10 protein-coding genes are annotated in these 16,776 nt (G+C 64.6%); 2 read left to right on the top strand and 8 right to left on the bottom strand.

Translation table 11 applies throughout. The features are described 5' to 3' along the window. Positions 1-3 precede the first annotated feature (3 nt). The 3 genes from BMY12_RS20085 to BMY12_RS18730 form a co-directional block, all read right to left on the bottom strand. Positions 4-1,251 carry a restriction endonuclease subunit S gene (locus tag BMY12_RS20085; RefSeq protein ID WP_177189079.1) on the bottom strand — a complete coding sequence of 416 codons (1,248 nt, stop codon included), beginning with the start codon at positions 1,249-1,251 and terminating at the stop codon, positions 4-6. After that, a complete protein-coding gene (locus BMY12_RS18735) occupies positions 1,251-4,337 on the bottom strand; it encodes a type I restriction endonuclease subunit R (protein WP_093289433.1) in 3,087 nt (1,028 codons plus the stop codon). The genes BMY12_RS20085 and BMY12_RS18735 overlap by 1 nt, the downstream gene beginning before the upstream one ends. A gap of 283 nt (positions 4,338-4,620) precedes the next feature. Beyond that, on the bottom strand, positions 4,621-5,538 hold the full coding sequence (locus tag BMY12_RS18730) for an alpha/beta hydrolase (protein ID WP_093289431.1): 918 nt from the start codon (positions 5,536-5,538) through the stop codon (positions 4,621-4,623). Between the two features lie 39 nt (positions 5,539-5,577). Between BMY12_RS18730 and BMY12_RS18725 the strand changes: the two genes are divergently transcribed. Then, positions 5,578-6,237: a TetR/AcrR family transcriptional regulator gene (locus tag BMY12_RS18725; protein ID WP_218140264.1), complete on the top strand. Its 660-nt coding sequence runs from the start codon at positions 5,578-5,580 to the stop codon at positions 6,235-6,237. Between the two features lie 94 nt (positions 6,238-6,331). Here the strand turns inward: BMY12_RS18725 and BMY12_RS18720 are convergent, their stop codons facing one another. The 5 genes from BMY12_RS18720 to BMY12_RS18700 all read right to left on the bottom strand — a co-directional run bounded on the left by BMY12_RS18720 (position 6,332) and on the right by BMY12_RS18700 (position 13,903). Further along, positions 6,332-8,893, bottom strand: a complete 2,562-nt coding sequence (locus tag BMY12_RS18720; protein WP_093289430.1) for a CaiB/BaiF CoA transferase family protein — start codon at positions 8,891-8,893, stop codon at positions 6,332-6,334. Positions 8,894-8,915: 22 nt separating this feature from the next. After that, positions 8,916-10,016, bottom strand: a complete 1,101-nt coding sequence (locus BMY12_RS18715; protein WP_093289428.1) for an amidohydrolase family protein — start codon at positions 10,014-10,016, stop codon at positions 8,916-8,918. Between the two features lie 175 nt (positions 10,017-10,191). Continuing rightward, positions 10,192-10,686, bottom strand: a complete 495-nt coding sequence (locus BMY12_RS18710) for a hypothetical protein (protein ID WP_093289427.1) — start codon at positions 10,684-10,686, stop codon at positions 10,192-10,194. Positions 10,687-10,922: 236 nt separating this feature from the next. Continuing rightward, complete coding sequence (locus BMY12_RS18705) at positions 10,923-12,344, bottom strand: hypothetical protein (protein WP_093289425.1); 1,422 nt, start codon at positions 12,342-12,344, stop codon at positions 10,923-10,925. Positions 12,345-12,397: 53 nt separating this feature from the next. Next, positions 12,398-13,903 carry a peptide MFS transporter gene (locus BMY12_RS18700; protein ID WP_093289423.1) on the bottom strand — a complete coding sequence of 502 codons (1,506 nt, stop codon included), beginning with the start codon at positions 13,901-13,903 and terminating at the stop codon, positions 12,398-12,400. Between the two features lie 329 nt (positions 13,904-14,232). Here BMY12_RS18700 and plsB point away from each other — a divergent pair, with 329 nt between their 5' ends. Further along, a complete protein-coding gene (gene plsB / locus BMY12_RS18695) occupies positions 14,233-16,740 on the top strand; it encodes a glycerol-3-phosphate 1-O-acyltransferase PlsB (protein ID WP_093289422.1) in 2,508 nt (835 codons plus the stop codon). Positions 16,741-16,776 lie beyond the last annotated feature (36 nt).

Raw genomic sequence — 16,776 nt, 5'->3', positions numbered from 1 at the left:
CGCTTAACCCTCGGCCTCAACAGGGGAAGGGAAAAGCTGCTGCATGAGCCCTTTCTTGTGGGTCTTGAGGGCTTCGAGCTGGTCGCTTTGGGCGGCGATCAGGTCGTCGAGGGAGGAGAGGCAGGAGGCGATGCGCTGTTGTTCTGCGACGGTTGGGTGAGCGATGGCTAGGGACTTGATGATGTCTGCGTTGAGATTTTTAACGCCGCCTCCAGCCGCCTGATCATTGAAGAAACTTTGGCTGCTTGGCGCGCCGATGGCGTAGTAAAGAAAATCACGGTCAATCAACTTCGAGAGACAAGTCACTGCAATCCAGCCGTCGTGGATGCAGGTTCTGATCTTCAGGATGTATGGCCGACCGAAACTCATTGAGTTGGACAGAATTAGGTCGCCTGGGAAGACCTCTCTAGTCTTGCTGAGAGCTTCTGGCCGAACGCGCTCTTCAGTTTGAGTTACGAACTTCGATTCTTTATCGACGTCACCGATTTTTAGCCAGTTCAATCCATCTGGCAGCTTGGTCAGATAGCCATCGATGGGGCGAGGAGAGCCTCCGCGAACAATCGTCGAGAGGCCGCCCAGTATCTTCTGCTCCCACTCCGGCGCGTCCTGAAACTCGGGAAAGCGGAGGCGGGGGAGGGTTTCGCCTTCGCGGGGGAAGAGTTGCTGCATGAGCCCTTTTTTGTGGGCCTTGAGCGCGTCGAGTTTTTGGCTTGCCGCATCGATCAGCTCGTCCAGCGTGCTCAGGCACTCGGCGATTTTTTGTTGTTCGGCTTTAGTAGGCGCTGAGATTGCGACCTTGAGGAACGCCTCAGGTGAAACTCGCTTCAGCGTACTGCTCGTTCCGGTTCGCTCGATTTCAAGACGCTGATAACTCGACTTGAGCCAACTCAGAAAGAACGCCGGCGCATGTTTGGTGTTGAACGAAAACGCTGGAACGTCTGACGATGAGGCGAAACCATCCAGCTCAGCCGGTACGACTCCAAAAGCGCCGTTGAGCAAATCTATTTTCGAGAAGATGAATTGACCGGCACGGCGTTGGAAGTAGCTCGCACCACCAGTGAGTGTTGTCTTCTCATTTTTTGTCACGCCATTTGCATGGAGTCTGACGGTAAGAAGTTTTTCCTTCTCAAAAGACGCCGCCTTTTCAGCTCTATCGGCGAGATCAAAGAAATCACCAACCGGGACTGATTTCCATTCGCCCTCAAACTCCGGGAATCGCAGCTTTGGTGTGAGCGCGTCTGAGGCTTTCATTATTCGTATGCGCTCAATCCGGAAATCTCCCGCCCCGCCGCCCGCTTCTTGAGCACGGGCAGCAGCGCGTCCATCAGTGCCAGTTCCTTCACGCGCCGTTCGCGCCATCCCAGACCCAGCGGCGCCAGCAGCTCGGTAAGCTGCTCACCGTCAAACACCATGCGTTGCAGAATGGCGTCGGTGAAGGCTTGCAGCCGCTCGGGCACAAGGCCGTGCTGAGTGGCGATGGCTGAAAGCTCCGCGCTCAAGCGCTCCGCCTTGAAGCGGACGTAGCCGGCCTCGATCTGTTGCAGCGTCTCGCCGCTGCCCTCCCGCAAGGTCCAAACGTAGTCAGTAATCAGCTCGCGCTCGTCGATGAACTTGGCATCGGCGGCAATCAGGCCGATGAGCTGTTCGCGGTTCATGCTCTGCCGGCCCGGTGTCTTCGAGGAGAAGTTGGCCAGCAGCTTCATGATGTAGTCGTAGTCGATAAGGGCGGAGGCGAACAGCACGAACTCGAAGTCGAGCTGGTCCACCTGCGGGATGGGCGCCTTGTCGCCGGTCTTGTTCTGCTGCTCCTTGAGGCGCTGGGCAGTGCCCAGGTACACGCCGCGATAGGCATTGAGTTGATCCGGCGGCAGCAGGGCTTCCACTTGCGCTTTTAGCTCGGGCTTCAGGTCCGTGTACTGGTCGAGCTGGGTCTTGAGGCGCTGCACCTCGCGGAAGCGCTCGATGAACATGGCGCGGGCTTCGTCGCCTTTGAGCGCCGGCACGCTCTCCGGTGCCGGCGGCAGGTCCTGCGATTGCAGGAAGTCGCCGAGCTTGGCCAGCGCGTCCTTGAGCTTGTCTACGACGGTGGGCGCCGGGTCCACCAGCCAGATCTCGCGGGCCTTGTCGCTCTTGCCACCGGAGAACAGGGTGATGGCCTCGTCCACCTGCTTCTGCTGGGCGCGGAAGTCCAGAATCTGGCCGTGCGGCTTGGTGGCGTTGAGCACGCGGTTGGTGCGCGAGAAGGCCTGGATCAGGCCGTGGTGCTTGAGGTTCTTGTCCACGTACAAGGTGTTCAGGTACTTGGAGTCGAAGCCGGTGAGCAGCATATCCACCACCAGGGTGATGTCGATCTTCTCCTCGCCCTTGCGCGGCAGGTCGGCATTGGGGAACTGCTGATCCTTGATGCGCTTCTGCACGTCCTGGTAGTAGAGATCAAACTCGCCGATGCTGTGGTTGCTGCCGTAGCGGGCGTTGTAGTCGGCGATGATGGCCTTGAGCGCTTCCTTCTTGCGCTCAATCTCGCTTTTCTTCTTCTCCGCGTCTTCGCCGGCCTGAATGGCGTACTCGGACGACTCCTGGGCCAGGTCTTCCTGGAGCTGCTTCACATCCGGATTGCCTTCTGCCGGTGGCGAGAACACGCAGACGATCTTCAGTGGCACAAAGGCCGGATCGGCCGCCTGCCGCTCGCGCTGAAGACTCTGGAACAACTCGTAGTATTCGATCGCGTCGCTGATCGACGCGGTGGCGAACAGGGCGTTGAAGCGGCGCGCCTGGGTGGCGGCCTCGTGCTTGTCGAGAATGGCTTCAACGATGGCGCGCTTGGTGAACGTCTGCCCGGCGGCCGGCAGTTCCTTGCCCTCGGCACGAAAGAAGTCCACGTGAAACCGCAGGACGTTCTTGTCTTCGATGGCGTGGGTGATGGTGTAGGCGTGCAGCTCGCGCTGGAACAGGTCTTCGGTGGTGCGGAAGGAACCCTGCTCGCCCTCGAACTGCTTCTGTGAGGCGTTCTGCTCGAAGATCGGCGTGCCGGTGAAGCCGAACAGCTGCGCCCGCGGGAAGAAGGCCTTGATCGCTGCGTGGTTCTCGCCGAACTGCGAGCGGTGGCATTCGTCGAAGATGAACACGATGCGCCTGGATGCCAGCGGTGCGAGCAGCTCGCGGTAGGTTTTCTTGTTCTCGCGCAGGCGCTGGGTGTTGCGGGCGCTGCTTTCGTCCAGCGCCAGGCCCAGCTTCTGGATGGTGGTGACGATGACCTTGTCGGCCTTGTCGTCGGACAGCAGGCGGCGGACCAGGGTGGCGGTGTTGGTGTTTTCCTCCACGCAGCCTTCCTGGAACTTGTTGAATTCCTCGCGCGTCTGGCGGTCCAGGTCTTTGCGGTCCACCACGAACAGGCATTTTTCGATCTGCTCGTTCTCCTTCAGCAGCGTGGCGGCCTTGAAGGAGGTGAGCGTCTTGCCGCTGCCGGTGGTGTGCCAGATGTAGCCATTGCCGCAGTTCTGCTCGATGCAGTCCACGATGGCCTGCACCGCATAGATCTGGTACGGCCGCATCATCAGCAGCTTCTGCTCACTCTGAATCAGCACCATGTAGCGGCTGATCATGCGGCCCAGCTCGCACTTCTGCAGGAAGCGGTCGGCGAAATCGTCCAGATGGCTGACGGGCTTGTTGTCGCGGTCGGCCCAGCGATACACGGGCAGAAAGCGCTCATCGGCATTAAAGGTAAAGTGCCGGGCGTTGTTGTTGGCGAAGTAGACCGTGTCGGTGCGGTTGCTGACCACGAACAGCTGCACGAAGCAGAGCAGCGTGCGGGTATAGCCATTGCCCGGATCGTTCTTGTACTCGACGATCTGCTCCATGGCCCGGCGCGGGTTGACGCTCAAGGTCTTGAGCTCCACCTGGACCACTGGCACGCCGTTGATCAGCAACAGCACGTCGTAGCGGTGGTGGCTGTAATCGGTGTTGATGCGCAGCTGGTGGATGACCTCGAAGTCGTTCTTGCACCAGTCCTTGAGGTTGACCAGGGTGTAGGTCAGCGGGGTGCCGTCCTCGCGGGTGAAGCCGTTTTTCTCGCGCAGCACACGGGCGGCGGTGAACACGTCCGGGATGGTCAGCTCGTCCAGCAGGCGCTTGAACTCGCCATCGGTGAGGCGGACGCGATTGAGCGCCTCAAACTTCTGGCGGAAGTTGGCCTCCAGCGCCGCGCGGTCGCGGATGTCCGGACGCTCGGTGTACTTGAGGTCACGCAGCTTCTCGATGAAAGCCGTCTCGATGTCCTGCTCCTTGAGAACAAGCGGCTGGGATTCGGGGGGCTGCGGATAGGGGGTCTCGGAGGGCATCAGAGAAGCGGGAGATCGCGCGTCTTCAGTCAGAAATATGGGCAGTATAGAAGGGCTTAGCCCCGGAAGTTTAAGCGGGCCGGCCCAGGATGAGAACGCAAGCGCGGCAGGCGCGTCCAGGGGCGGCCATCAGCTGATGTGACAAACAGCAAATAGGGGCCTGCGGACCGAGCAGCCGCTTGATCGCCTGGGCGCAATGGTCTGATGGTGAGCACGCACTGCAGGCGGTTTTGGCACCCGCCCTCCCGGATTCCGGCTCGCAATGGCAACAACCGCCATCGCCTCATCCTCCGCCAAACTCCGCCAGGGTCTCGCGCAGCAGCGCCTGCAGTTGTGTGAGCGCCGGCGCCTCCACCGGAAAGTGCCCCGCCTTCTCCAGCATCAGCAGGCGCTTGGGCGCGGCGATGCGTTCGAAGAAGGTCAGGCTCAGGCCCGGAGCGGTCCAGCGGTCGGCGGCCGGGTGGGCGAGCACCACGGGCACTTCGCGAAAATCTTCAGGCTCGCAGGCGGGCACGGATTGCAGATAGCTGCGCAGAAATCCCAAGGCGATGCGGCTGCCGCCGCCGCGTGGATCATGGCGGCACAAGCGCGCCAGCCGCGCGTCATTGGCGATGCGTGACATCGGCGTCAGCCAGCGGATCGGCAGGCGCAGGCGATCCGACAGCGGCGCCAGCATGCGCAGCAGCGCCGGACTGATGCGGCCCAGCCAGGGCCAGCGCGCCAGGCCTTCGCGCACCTGCGGCAGGCGTGGGTCGAGCAGGCAGGTGACGATCAGGCGCGCGATGCCAGGGCATTGCGCGACCAGCGAATACGCCAGCATGCCGCCGATGCTGGCCCCCAGCAGCAGCAGGGGCCGCGCATCGCGCTGGCGTTCCTGCGCGATGAATTCGCGCAGGCAGTCCAGCCAGTGCTCGTAGCGCAACGCCGCGGGGTCGGTCATCTCGCTCAGGCCATAGCCCGGCAGATCGGGCAGCAGCACTTCATAACCCAGTTGTGCGGCGAGCGCGGCGAATGGCCAGAGCGCGGCGGAATGTCCGCCGGCACCGTGCAGGATCAGCAGGCGCGCCGCTGCCTGCGGCTGGGGCACGCAGGCGATGTGCAGGCGCCCGGCCGACCATTGCCACCAGCGTGATTGCGGTTCCGGCGCAGTCTTGCGCCATGCGGGCGGCAGGAAGGCGAGATAGCGCTGGTGATCGATCATGTGGGTTTTTCTTGGAAGTGCGCGGCGGCCAGTGGCTTTATGATCAGGCCCGAAGCGCAGCCGGAATACTCGCATTCGCCCATGCCCACCCAGATCCGCAAAAGGCCGCGCCAACAACGCTCTAACGCGAGCTGGCTCGCCATACTCGAAGCCGCTGCTCAGCTTTTTCAGCAACACGGCTTTGCAGGAACCAGCACCAACAAGGTGGCGGCGCGCGCCGGTGTCTCCATCGGCACGCTGTATCAATATTTCCCGAACAAGGAGGCGCTGCTGCTGGCGCTGGCCGAGCAGCACCTGAGCGAAGCGGGTGCGGCGCTGCAAGGCTGCTTCGAACAACTGCGGCGAGCCCCCTTGGACGCCGCCCAGACGCTCGATAGCCTGATCGATGCAACCGTGCAGCTTCACCGGCATCAGCCGCAGCTGCATCGCCTGCTGTTCGAGTTCGCGCCACGCAGTGAGGCCTTGATGCAGCGTCTGCGCGCGCTGGAGCAGATGCTGGCGGCGGCGCTGGCGCCGGAGCTGCAGCGGCTGGGCATCGCCGGCGAGCAGCCGGGCTTGCGCGCGCTGTTGATCGTTCAGGCGGTGGAAGCGCAGGTACATGCCGCCGTGCTGTCACCGCCGGCGCAGGGCAGCCAGGCCTGCATCGCGCAGATCAAATCGCTATGGCGGCGGATGGCGCAGGCCGGGGCCTTGCCTTGAGATGCGGCGCCGCTTGCGCGGGCACCACCGCTGGTTGTGCCTGGATGGCTGACGGCGAGCATGGCGAATAGTCGCCATGCCCTGCCGCGCAGGCCTACTTCTTGGCCTGGCTCTCCAGCATGCTCGCCATGCCGGGCTTGGGCGCGCCGGCCTGCGGTGAGGCGGGACGTGGCGGCATGCGCGGCATGCCGACGAAGCCGATGGCGAACTGCTCTTCCATGGTCTTCATCTCGTCCTCGCTGTAGCCCATGCCGGCGAGGATTTCCTGGGTGTGCTCGCCCACCAGCAGCGGCCGGCTCTGAATGACGCCGGGCGTGTCGGAGAGGTCCACCAGCAGACCGATCTGATCCAGCTTGCCCACCACCGGATGCGGATAGGAGACGGTCCAGCGACGCGCGGCGAACTGCGGGTTGTCGTGCAGCTTGCGTGAGAATTCCGGATCGACGATCTCCACCGGTACGCCGGCGGCATCGAGCCTGGCGAACCCGTTGGCGGCCGTGTCGCCGGCCAGCTTTTCTGCGATCAGCTTCGCCAGCGCGGCATCGTTCTGCGCACGCGCCTCGAAGCTGGCAAAGCGCGCATCGCGCAGCAGCTCGGGCATGCCGAGCACGCTCAGCAGCGCGTCCCAGTGCGCGGCGCTGTGCGCGAGCAGGCAGAGCCACAGATCCTGCGTCTTGTAGAGACGATGGCCCGCGGAATAGCCGATCTGATCACCGGCGATGCGCGGCCGCGCAAAGCCCTTGCCCTCCGGCGTGGCCACCGCATACGAGGTATTGAGCAACGCGGCGTTGATGATCGAGGTATCGACGAACTGGCCTTCGCCGGTGCGGTCGCGGTGATACAGGGCGCTGATAATGGCGGTGGCGGAGAGAAAACCGTTGCCGGTGTCGCCGAAGCTGGTGAAGCTCCACAAGGGCCGGCCCACTTCACCGTTTTCGCCCGCGCGGCCCATGCCGCCGTCCTCGAACTGGATGCCGGACAGGCAGGCACCGGTCTGGTCATTGCCGGGCAGCGCCGCGCGCGCACCGCGCTCGAAGCCGCGCGTGTGGCAGTAGATGAGCTTCGGATTGAGCTGCTTGAGAGATTCGTAGTCGATCTTCAGACGCTCGGCGGCGTCGTAGCGCATGTTGTGCTGCACCACGTCCGCCTGCTTGACCAGCTCCAGCAGGATCTTCATGGCGCGCGGGTCTTTGAGATTGAGCGTGATGCTCTTCTTGCCGCGATTGGCCATGTAGGCGATGTGCACGCGATGCCAGAACAGATCAAACAGGCCGTTGACCTTGATCACCGTGGCACCCAGATCCGAGAGCAGCTGCGTGCCGAAGGGACCGGCGATGGCCAGACCCAGATCGAGCACGGTGATGCCGGCGAGCGGCGGCTTGCCGCTGCCCTGGCCGTTGCTCGCCGCCGTCGCTGCGGGCCTGGCCTCGGCCAGAATCTTCGCGGCGAGCGCCTTGATCTCCTCGGTGTCGGCGCCGGCAGCACGCGCGGGCGCACCCGGCTTGCCTTGCGTGACACTCATGTTGAAGGCATTGCCCACGGCGCGGATGCGGCCCAGCTCGGCATCCTGCATCTCGGTCACGCAGCCATCGGCGAGAAACGCAGGATCGGCGAGTGATTCCTCGATGCTGCGCACCGGCTGCATGGTCATCTCGGCGGTGGCGGCGGCTTCCACCCAGTCTTTCACCGGGAACTTGGCGACGGCCTCGGCGAGTATCGGCTGGTAGTGCGACATCACCAGGATTTCTTCCGGACCGGTGCCGAAGCGGTCGGGATCGTTCTGCACGGTGAGATCGGGCGTGGCATTGAGCGTGTCGCCCTGCGCGGCCTGCAGGATGAAGCGCGGGTTCGGCACCCAGTTGTGCAGCCAGTGTCCGTCCTTGGCCTGGAAGTGCCCCTTGGAGGATTTGCTGTTGAGAATCCAGGTGTCGAAGCCGGGCGCATCGGGCTTTTCCGCGCGCTGCCAGACACCGGCGGCACCGGCCAGCGCGCCTTGCAGCAGCGAGGTCTCCACCCACTGGCCGCGACCGGTCTGTTCGCGCGCACGCAGCGCGGCGGCAATACCCATCGAGGCATTGAAGAAGGCGCCGAGGCTGGGCCAGTGCGAGGCCACGAACAGCGGGCCTTCGCGCGGCGCGCCCTGCACGGCGTCCTGCGGAATCTCCAGATCCGGGAAGGGATCGGGCAGGCCGCTCATGTGATTGAGCGCGCCTTCCGGCCAGCCGCGCTGTTCGAACATCAGGCCCGTGCGGGCCTGCACCAGCGCATCGTAAGCGGGACGATCACTGTGCGCGTTGTCGCGGCCGTAGCCGGTGATGGAGCAATACACCAGACGCGGATTGCGCTTGGCCAGCGTGGCGTAGTCGATGCCCAGCTTCGCGGTAGTGCCCGGCGAGAACGACTCCACCAGCACGTCGGCCTGGGCGGCCAGGGCCAGGAACAGCGCGCGCTCCTGCGTGTTTTTCAGATCGAAGATCGCGCGCTTCTTGCCGCGCTGCCAGACCTTGTAGCCCAGCTGATTGCCGAACGGATCGCCGCCGGGCGGTTCGATCTTGGTGACCTCGGCGCCGTTGTCGGCGAGCAGCATCGCCGTCATCGGTCCGGCGATGCCCCAGGACAGGTCCAGAACTTTCAGCTTTTCGTATACGCCAGCCATCTTGATTGATCCTGTTTCGCGCTCAGCCCAGACCGAAGGTCTTCAGGGCATTGCCGGAAGTGATTTTCTTGCGATCCGCCTCGGGAATGCCGGCTTCCCTGAACTGACTCACCACCTGCTTGCGCGAGTGCGGCCAGCAGGTGGCGGGATGCGGAAAGTCGGTGGACCAGTACAGGCAGTCCGGACCGAAGTAGTCGTAGCAGGCCTTCAGCCCCGAAGGCTCATACATGAAGGTGGCACCGCACTGCGCCTTGAAGGTTTCCGAAGGCGGACGCTTCACGCCGGGAAACTCGTAGTGCTGATGCATGCGCGGATCGAGCAGCTCGCGGAAGAACCAGGGCAGCCAGCCCAGGCCCGGCTCCACGAACAACACCTTGAGCCGGGGATATTTCTCCAGCGTGCCGGTGAGAATCCACATGCAGATGCTCTGCGCCAGCGGCGCCCAGGCCAGGCCGGTGAAGATGCCCTTCTGCGGCGTGGGATCGCGGCGGAATACGTCCCAGAGCTCGGCCTTCAGGTCCAGATGATTGAGCACGGCAAGACCGGCTTCTTCGATGGTCTTGAGCAGCGGCTCGTAGCGCGCATCGTAGATGTCGGGCAGACCCAGATCGGACGGAAACGGCGAGATCTGCACGCAGCGCGCCTTCTTGTCGCGCGCCAGGCGCGTGACTTCCTTCACCGCGAAATCGATGTCGTAGAGCGGCAGCTGGTAGGCCGTCATCAGCCGCACCGGATCGTGCGCGGCGAAGTCGGCCATGGCGTTGTTGTAGCCCTGGAAGACTTCCTTCCAGTCGCTGCCCATGAGCGAAGGATTGACGATCTTGGCGCCGGCCAGCTCGGGAAAAATCACCTCGGCATAGACGCCGTCGCGATCCATGGCCTTGAGCTTGGCCGCCGGTTCGAAGTGCCCGGGGTCCTGCGAGGCTTCCGGATCGACGAAGTCCTCCAGCTCCAGATTCTTCTGCCCGCCGCGCAGCACGCGGGCGGCGTATTCCTCGGCCTTGCGATTGGCTTCATCCCAGACCGGCTGCAACTCGCGACGCAGCCGCGCCTTCACCCAGTCGTCGCTGAAGTGCACATGCGAATCCACGGAAACCAGGCGTTCGGTGGCCAGCTCGCTCATGTCCCGCTCCTCCAAGATTTGGAGAGAAGCCTAGGCCCCGCCCCGAAGCGGGACATGCCTTAAACGGGTGAGATGCAGGCGCCCCAAAACAGCAGAGCCCGGCACCGCCATCCGGGGTGCCGGGCTCTGTCGAGCAAAACGGCCGGCGGCGCGCGCGACGCCGCCGGCTCAGACTTCAGTTGACGGCCAGGCGATAGCGCGGCTCGTCCTCGTTGGCGCTGTACAGCACGCCGTTGCAACCCACCCAGTAGGTGCCCTGCGCCACGTTCTCCCACTGCTCCGGGTCCGCGCCCAGGCCCAGCAGCGTGCCGCGGATGTAACCCGCGCATTGCGCGACGCTGATCAGCGCCTGGAAGCGGCCCTGCTCGTCATACAAGGAACCGATCCCCATGGAATCGAACTCGATATACCAAAGATCATCCACCCCATTGCCATGGCGGTTGTATTCCGGCTCATCGCTGACCTGCACACGCTGGCCGCCGGGAAAATGAAACGTGAACCCGGGCATCGGCGAACTGGACGTGCTGACCACCTGCCGCTCGTTCATGAAGCGCCTGACCGAGTTACTTCTGTCCGGCATCACCGGCAGTTCAAGCGAACCTGCGACCACCCGGCTGAAAGCGCGATCTTTGAACAGCTGTCTTTTGGTATTGGGGGATTCGATGCTCATTTGTCTGACACCGTCGGGACTGTGTGTCAGATGATCCCTTACTCCACTGAGTCCTGCCTGAACTCAAGCCTCAAAATTTGCGCTTTTCCGGAAAATTTGAGGCCGCTCATCCCCGCTCATCGCGCCGTTCGTCGGACGCAAAAAATTCACGCGGCGCGGCGCTCGTTCAAGATCAAAAACGGTCGTTTATTTTTTGCACCACAACGATCTGCAATCACAGTCACTTCTGCACTCAATCAGGGCAGATCCGCAGGCGGATGTGCCAGCTGATCGGCGGCACAGACATCGAAAATCGCCGCCGCATCACCGGCCGTCGCGGCAAAGATCGCGGGCCGGCAGTAACTGAGCTGCGGCTGATAGTCCGCCATCACCGTCGCCACGCTTTCGCCCTTGTCGACGCTCTGAATCGCCTGCGCAAAATCCGCTGCCGGCAGCATGTGGCGATAGATCAGCAGGCCATCGACGAACGGCCCCCAGGGCAGCCAGTCGATGTGCTGCGCGGCGCTGGCATTGGCAGGACGATCCGCAGCATCCGATACCGCCACGGTGACATAACCCTGTGCATCCGGGTGCGTCTGCTGGTCGGCGACGCAGGCGGTATAGCGCTGCGTGAGGAATTCGTTCTGACAGATCGACCAGTAGCGCAGCTGCTCCTGCCCCGGGGGCACGCCGCTCATGCCGCGCCAGGCCGGCGCCTTCAGGCGCATCAGCATCAGCTGGCCATAGCGCCGTGAAAAGCCGCTGGTGACATAGGCGTTGTCGAGATTGCTGAGAAAGCCGCCATCGCCCAGCGGCAGTGCGGCGCCGAGATTCTGCAGCGGCAGGGGAATCACGTTGCCGAGTATCGCCAGCAGCGAATCGGGCAGGCCGTAGAAGCGCGCGATGCGCGGCGGATACACCGCCGTGGGAAACGGCAGCGGCAGGCTGTCGGGGTAATCGATGCCCAGCAACAGGGCGTTGAGTCCCGGCGCCGGCAGCAGGCCGCCCAGCGTCGGCAAGGGCGGCGTGGCGCAGTCCGGCAGACGCGCCAGCTCACGCGCGCCGTCGGCCGATTCGATGGTCAGCTGCGGCAGGCCCACGCCACCGTCGGCGCCGTAGGCGGCATCCGGCAGATACACGCGGTACAGCAGCGGCACCAGATTGTTGGGCAGCTGCAGCGGGCCGGCCGCCAGCTCGCCGCCGTAGAGCACATTGCTGGCGCGCGTCGCCGGCGGCGCACCGTATTGCAGATAGGCGGTGTAGCGCGCGCCGGGCAGCGCGGCGGGATTGCGCAGCGGGTTCTCGCCGGCACGCAGCGGCGTGATCGCAACATCGGTGAGCACATCCAGTGCGCGCAGCAGTGCGTCGTAACTGTTGTACGAGGAATAGCGTGCGGCGGGAAAACGCCCGTCGATGCGCACGCGCGTCTGCGCCGTCAGCGGCAGCAAGGCCACCCAGTAAGTCGCGGCGCTGTCGGGAAACGCGACATTGACGGTGTCGGCATCGGAAATCAGCGTCCAGCCGCAGCCCAGACCCAGCGGCAGACTGAGCGCCTGCGGCCAGGGCGCGTCCTGCAGCTTCAGGCTGCCGGCATCGGCCGCAGGCTCGCCGCTGCTGCTGCAGGCCAGCAGGCCGGCAACGCCGAGCAGCGCCAGCGTGCGCAGGATGATTCGCTTCATGTCCCCCCCAAGCGCCCCCGGCGACTTGTTGCGGCGGCTCGCACCCGCCCCGTTCAGGCGCGCGCCGGTGCCTGTTCCGCGCTCAGACGCCTGAGCAGCGGCACCGCCAGCAGCATCAGCACGCCCGCGCCGACACCCACCAGCGTCATGTGCAGAAACTGCGCAGGCATCTGTTCGACGCTGCCCCCACCCACCTCGCCACCAATCAGTCCGGCCGCGACATTGCCCACCGCCGAACCCAGAAACCAGGTGCCCATCATCTGCCCCACATAGCGCGGCGGCGACAGGCGCGTGACGTTCGACAGACCCACCGGCGACAGGCACAGCTCGCCGGTGGTCTGCAGCAGATAGGTGAAGAGAATCCAGCTGGGGCCGACGCGACCGCCGCTGTTGATCACCAGCTCCGCCGCCGCCACCATCACCGCAAAGCCCAGGCCCAGCTGCAGCAGTCCCAGCGCGAACTTGGCCGGCGCGGAAGGATTGAGATTGCGCTTGGCCAGCGCCACCCACAGCCAGGCGAAGAAGGGCGAGAACAGGATGATGTAGATCGGCTGCGCCGACTGATACCAGGAAGTGGGATGCATGCCGGCCGGGAAGTAGCTGCCGAACAGCGAGCGGTCGGTGTAATCCTCGGTGAACAGATTGAGCGTGGTGGCGGCCTGTTCGTAGCCGGCCCAGAACAGCGCCGCGCAGATGAAGAACACCGCAATCACCGCCACGCGGCCGCGCTCCACACGCGACAACGGCGCAAAGATCAGCACATAGCCGAAGTAGGCCACCGCCAGCGCCACCATCGCGCTGCCGGCCAGCTGCGCCAGCCGCGTGACCGGCACCGCGAGCACACCGCTGAACAAGAGCAGCAGCGGCAGTGCGATCAGGCCGGCGCCCAGCGCCAGCAGGCGCAGATCGCGCGCGCGCTGCGCCGGGTCCGCCACGCTGATGCGTCCGGCCTCGCCCAGATAGCGCTCGGTATAGCGGAACTGGATGACGCCCAGCAGCATGAACAGACCCGAGAGCGCGAAGCCCAGGCGCCAGGACCAGCCCTCGCCGGCGGTGCCGACGATGAAGGGCGAGAGGAAGGCGCCGATGTTGATGCCCATGTAGAAAATCGAGAAGCCGGCATCGCGGCGCGCCGCCGGCTGGTCTTCGTACAAGGCGCCCACCACCGCCGAGATGTTCGGCTTGAGCAGACCGACGCCGGCGGTGATCACCGCCAGGCCCAGGTAGAAGAGATCCGCTCCGGCCGGCACCGCCAGCAGAAAATTGCCCAGGGCGATCAGCATGCCGCCGTAGAACACGGCGCGGCGCGCACCGAGCAGGCGATCCGCGATCCAGCCGCCGGGCAGACAGAACAGATACACCGCGCCGGTATAGAGCCCGTAGATGGCGCCGGCCGATTCGCGATCGACGCCGAAGCCGGGATTGAGCCCGGTGGGCGGGGCGATCAGGAACAGCACCAGAATCGCGCGCATCCCGTAATAGGTGAAGCGCTCGAACATCTCGGTGAAGAACAAGGTGGCCAGACCGCGCGGATGCCCCAACCAGGTTTGTGTGCTCATGCGAAGAATCGGGTGCTCAGGCCTCGGGTGGCGATCGGGCGGGGGACTGCCGGGCACTATAGCCGGGCGCGGGCGCTGATCGTGAGGCGGTGAATCCACCCAGGCGCGGGGCCGCCGCCACGCCCGCAGCGGCGGCCCGGCCCTGCGCCTCTGCCGAGCGGAAAAGCGACTCGAAAGGCCCTGCCTCGCGCGCGCGGCTTCTGCCGCCCAGCCCGCCAGCGCTGCGTTAAACTCTGCCGGCTCGACAACAAGAGCCCGGCGTGGCCGGAGACAAGGCGACGTCGGTACACGGCGCGCTGCGGCAAAGTACGGGTTCGGCAAGGAGACGCATGCGCGCTCTGCTCAATAGTCTGCTGTATACGCTGGTGTGGTGGCTGTTCCGTCCATTTTCGGGTCTGGTGCGCTATCGCTGCGCACCTTATCCCTTGCGTGAAAACCTCAAGATCGATCCCACCAAGCCGGTGGTCTACATCCTCGCGCAGCGCTCCTGGGTGGATCTGTTCGTGCTGGCGCGCATCTGCCGCGAGCTGGTGCTGCCGCCGCCCAGCCGCACCGGCTCGCACTTCCCCACCGTGGAACGCGCCGGCGTGGTGTACATGGACGCGGTGCTGGAAATGCGCATGCATGCCACCGAGCTGATGCGCCTGATCGAAACCGGCATCGCCACGCAGAGCTTCGATGCGCAGCTGATTCCGGTGTCGATCTTCTGGGGCCGCGATCCGGGCAAGGAAACCAGCCTGTGGAAGCTGCTGTTCGCCGACAGCGTGCAGGCCGGCCGCGTGCGCAAGTTTTTCATCATGCTGTTCAACGGCCGCAATGTGCTGGCCAACTTCGGCCTGCCGCTGTCGTTCCGCGAGTACGTGGATCGCGGCAGCGACGCCAGCACCTCGATCCGCAAGCTCAGCCGCGTGCTGCACTTCCACTTCCTGCGCGCGCGCACCGCGGCCCTGGGGCCGACGCTGCTCGCCCGGCGCGTGGTGATCGAAGGTCTGCTGCAGGACGAACAGGTGCGCCACGCGGTGAACCACGCCGCCGGCAAGAACGGCATGACCCTGGAGAAGGCGCGCGCCTACGCACGCAAATGCGCCGAGGAGATCGCCGCCGACTACTCCACCACCAGCATCAATTTCCTGGAACGCTTCCTGACCCTGGTGGTGTTCAAGCGCGTGTTCTCCGGCATCGATGTGCGCGGTCTGGAACGCGTGCGCGAACTGGCGCAGCGCTTCGAGCTGATCTACATGCCCTCGCACCGCTCGCACGCGGACTATCTGATCGTCTCCTACTCGCTGTATCACGCCGGCATCGTCTCGCCGCATATCGCCGCCGGCGTCAATCTCAATTTCTGGCCGGTGGGCGGCCTGCTGCGCCGCTGCGGCGCGTTCTACCTGCGCCGCAGCATCTCCGGTGATGCGATCTACACCGCGGTGTTCCGCGCCTATGTCGATTCGCTGATGCGGCGCGGCTACGCCATCGAATTCTTCCCCGAAGGCGGCCGCAGCCGCACCGGACGCCTGCTGGCGCCCAAGACCGGCCTGCTGTCGATGGTGGTGGAAGCCGGTTTGCGGCAGAGCGCGCGCCCGGTGGCCATCGTGCCCACTTACATCGGTTACGACCGCGTCTGGGAAGTGTCCAGCTACACCAAGGAGCTGCGCGGCGGCGCCAAGACCAAGGAATCCGCCGAAGGCCTGCTCAAGGCCGGCAAGATTCTCAACCGCTCCTACGGCAAGGCCTATGTGAATTTCGGCGAGCCGATCGTGCTGCGCGACTACGCCGACATGCATCTGCCGTTGTGGCGCGAGGCGGTGGCCAGCCGCGACAACCCCATGCCCGACGGCTTCAAGACCTTCGTCGGCCAGCTGGCCTGGGAGAACAGCCGGCGCATCAATGCCGCCGCCGTGGCCAATCCGGCGAGCCTGTCGGCCGTGGCCCTGCTCGCCGCGCCGCAGCGCGTGGTGGCGCACGACGAGCTGGTGGAGCAGATCGGACATCTGATCTGGCTGCTCAAGGGCGAGCCCTACAGCGAACATCTCTACATCCCGGAGACCTCGCCACAGAACGTGGTGGAGCTCAGCGCGCCCATCGGCGGCATCGCCCGCGTGCCGCATCCCTGGGGTGATCTGCATGGCGTGAGCAGCCGCGAAGCGGTGGCGCTCACCTACAACCGCAACAACATCCAGCACCTGTTCGCGATTCCCTCGCTGATCGCCAATCTGTTCCGCACCCGCTCGCTGCTCGCCGATGAAGCCGTGATCATGGGCGTGCGCGCGCTCTACCCCTTCCTGCGCACCGAGTTCTTCCTGCGCTGGGAGCCGGACCAGATCGAGAGCGTGGCCAAGGCCTGGATTCAGGTGATGCTGGGCCTGGGCCTGCTCAGCCGCGAGAACGAGCGCCTGCGCCGGCCGGACGCCGACCAGCCGCAATACTCCACGCTGGCCATGCTCGGCCGCGTGCTGAGCGAAACCCTCGAACGCTACTGTATGACGGCCTTGTTGCTGGCCGAAGAACGTCGCAGCCAGGCCAGCCTGAAGCGCGAAAAATTCGAAGAGGATTGCCGCTTGCTGGCCGAGCGCATGGCCATCCTCACCGGCCGCGATGCACCGGAATTCTTCGACAAGACCCTGTTCAAGGGTTACCTCAACACCCTGATCGACATCGGCCTGGTCACGGTCAGCAATGACCGCACGCTGGCGGTGGACGCCCGCATCGAAAGAATCGCCGAACGCTCGCTGGAACTTTTGTCCGACGAGACGCGTCAGATGCTCGCCCAGCTGCTGTCGCGACGCCGCGCCGCCCAGGCGCCTGCCGAAACGCAGACAGCCGAGGTTAAGTCTGCGTAGACCATTTGGCTGGCGACAGGCGGGGAGCATGCCGCA

Source organism: Solimonas aquatica (genome assembly GCF_900111015.1).
In the GTDB taxonomy this organism is placed as follows: Bacteria; Pseudomonadota; Gammaproteobacteria; order Nevskiales; family Nevskiaceae; genus Solimonas; species Solimonas aquatica.
This window is presented reverse-complemented; position numbering and strand designations above follow the sequence as displayed.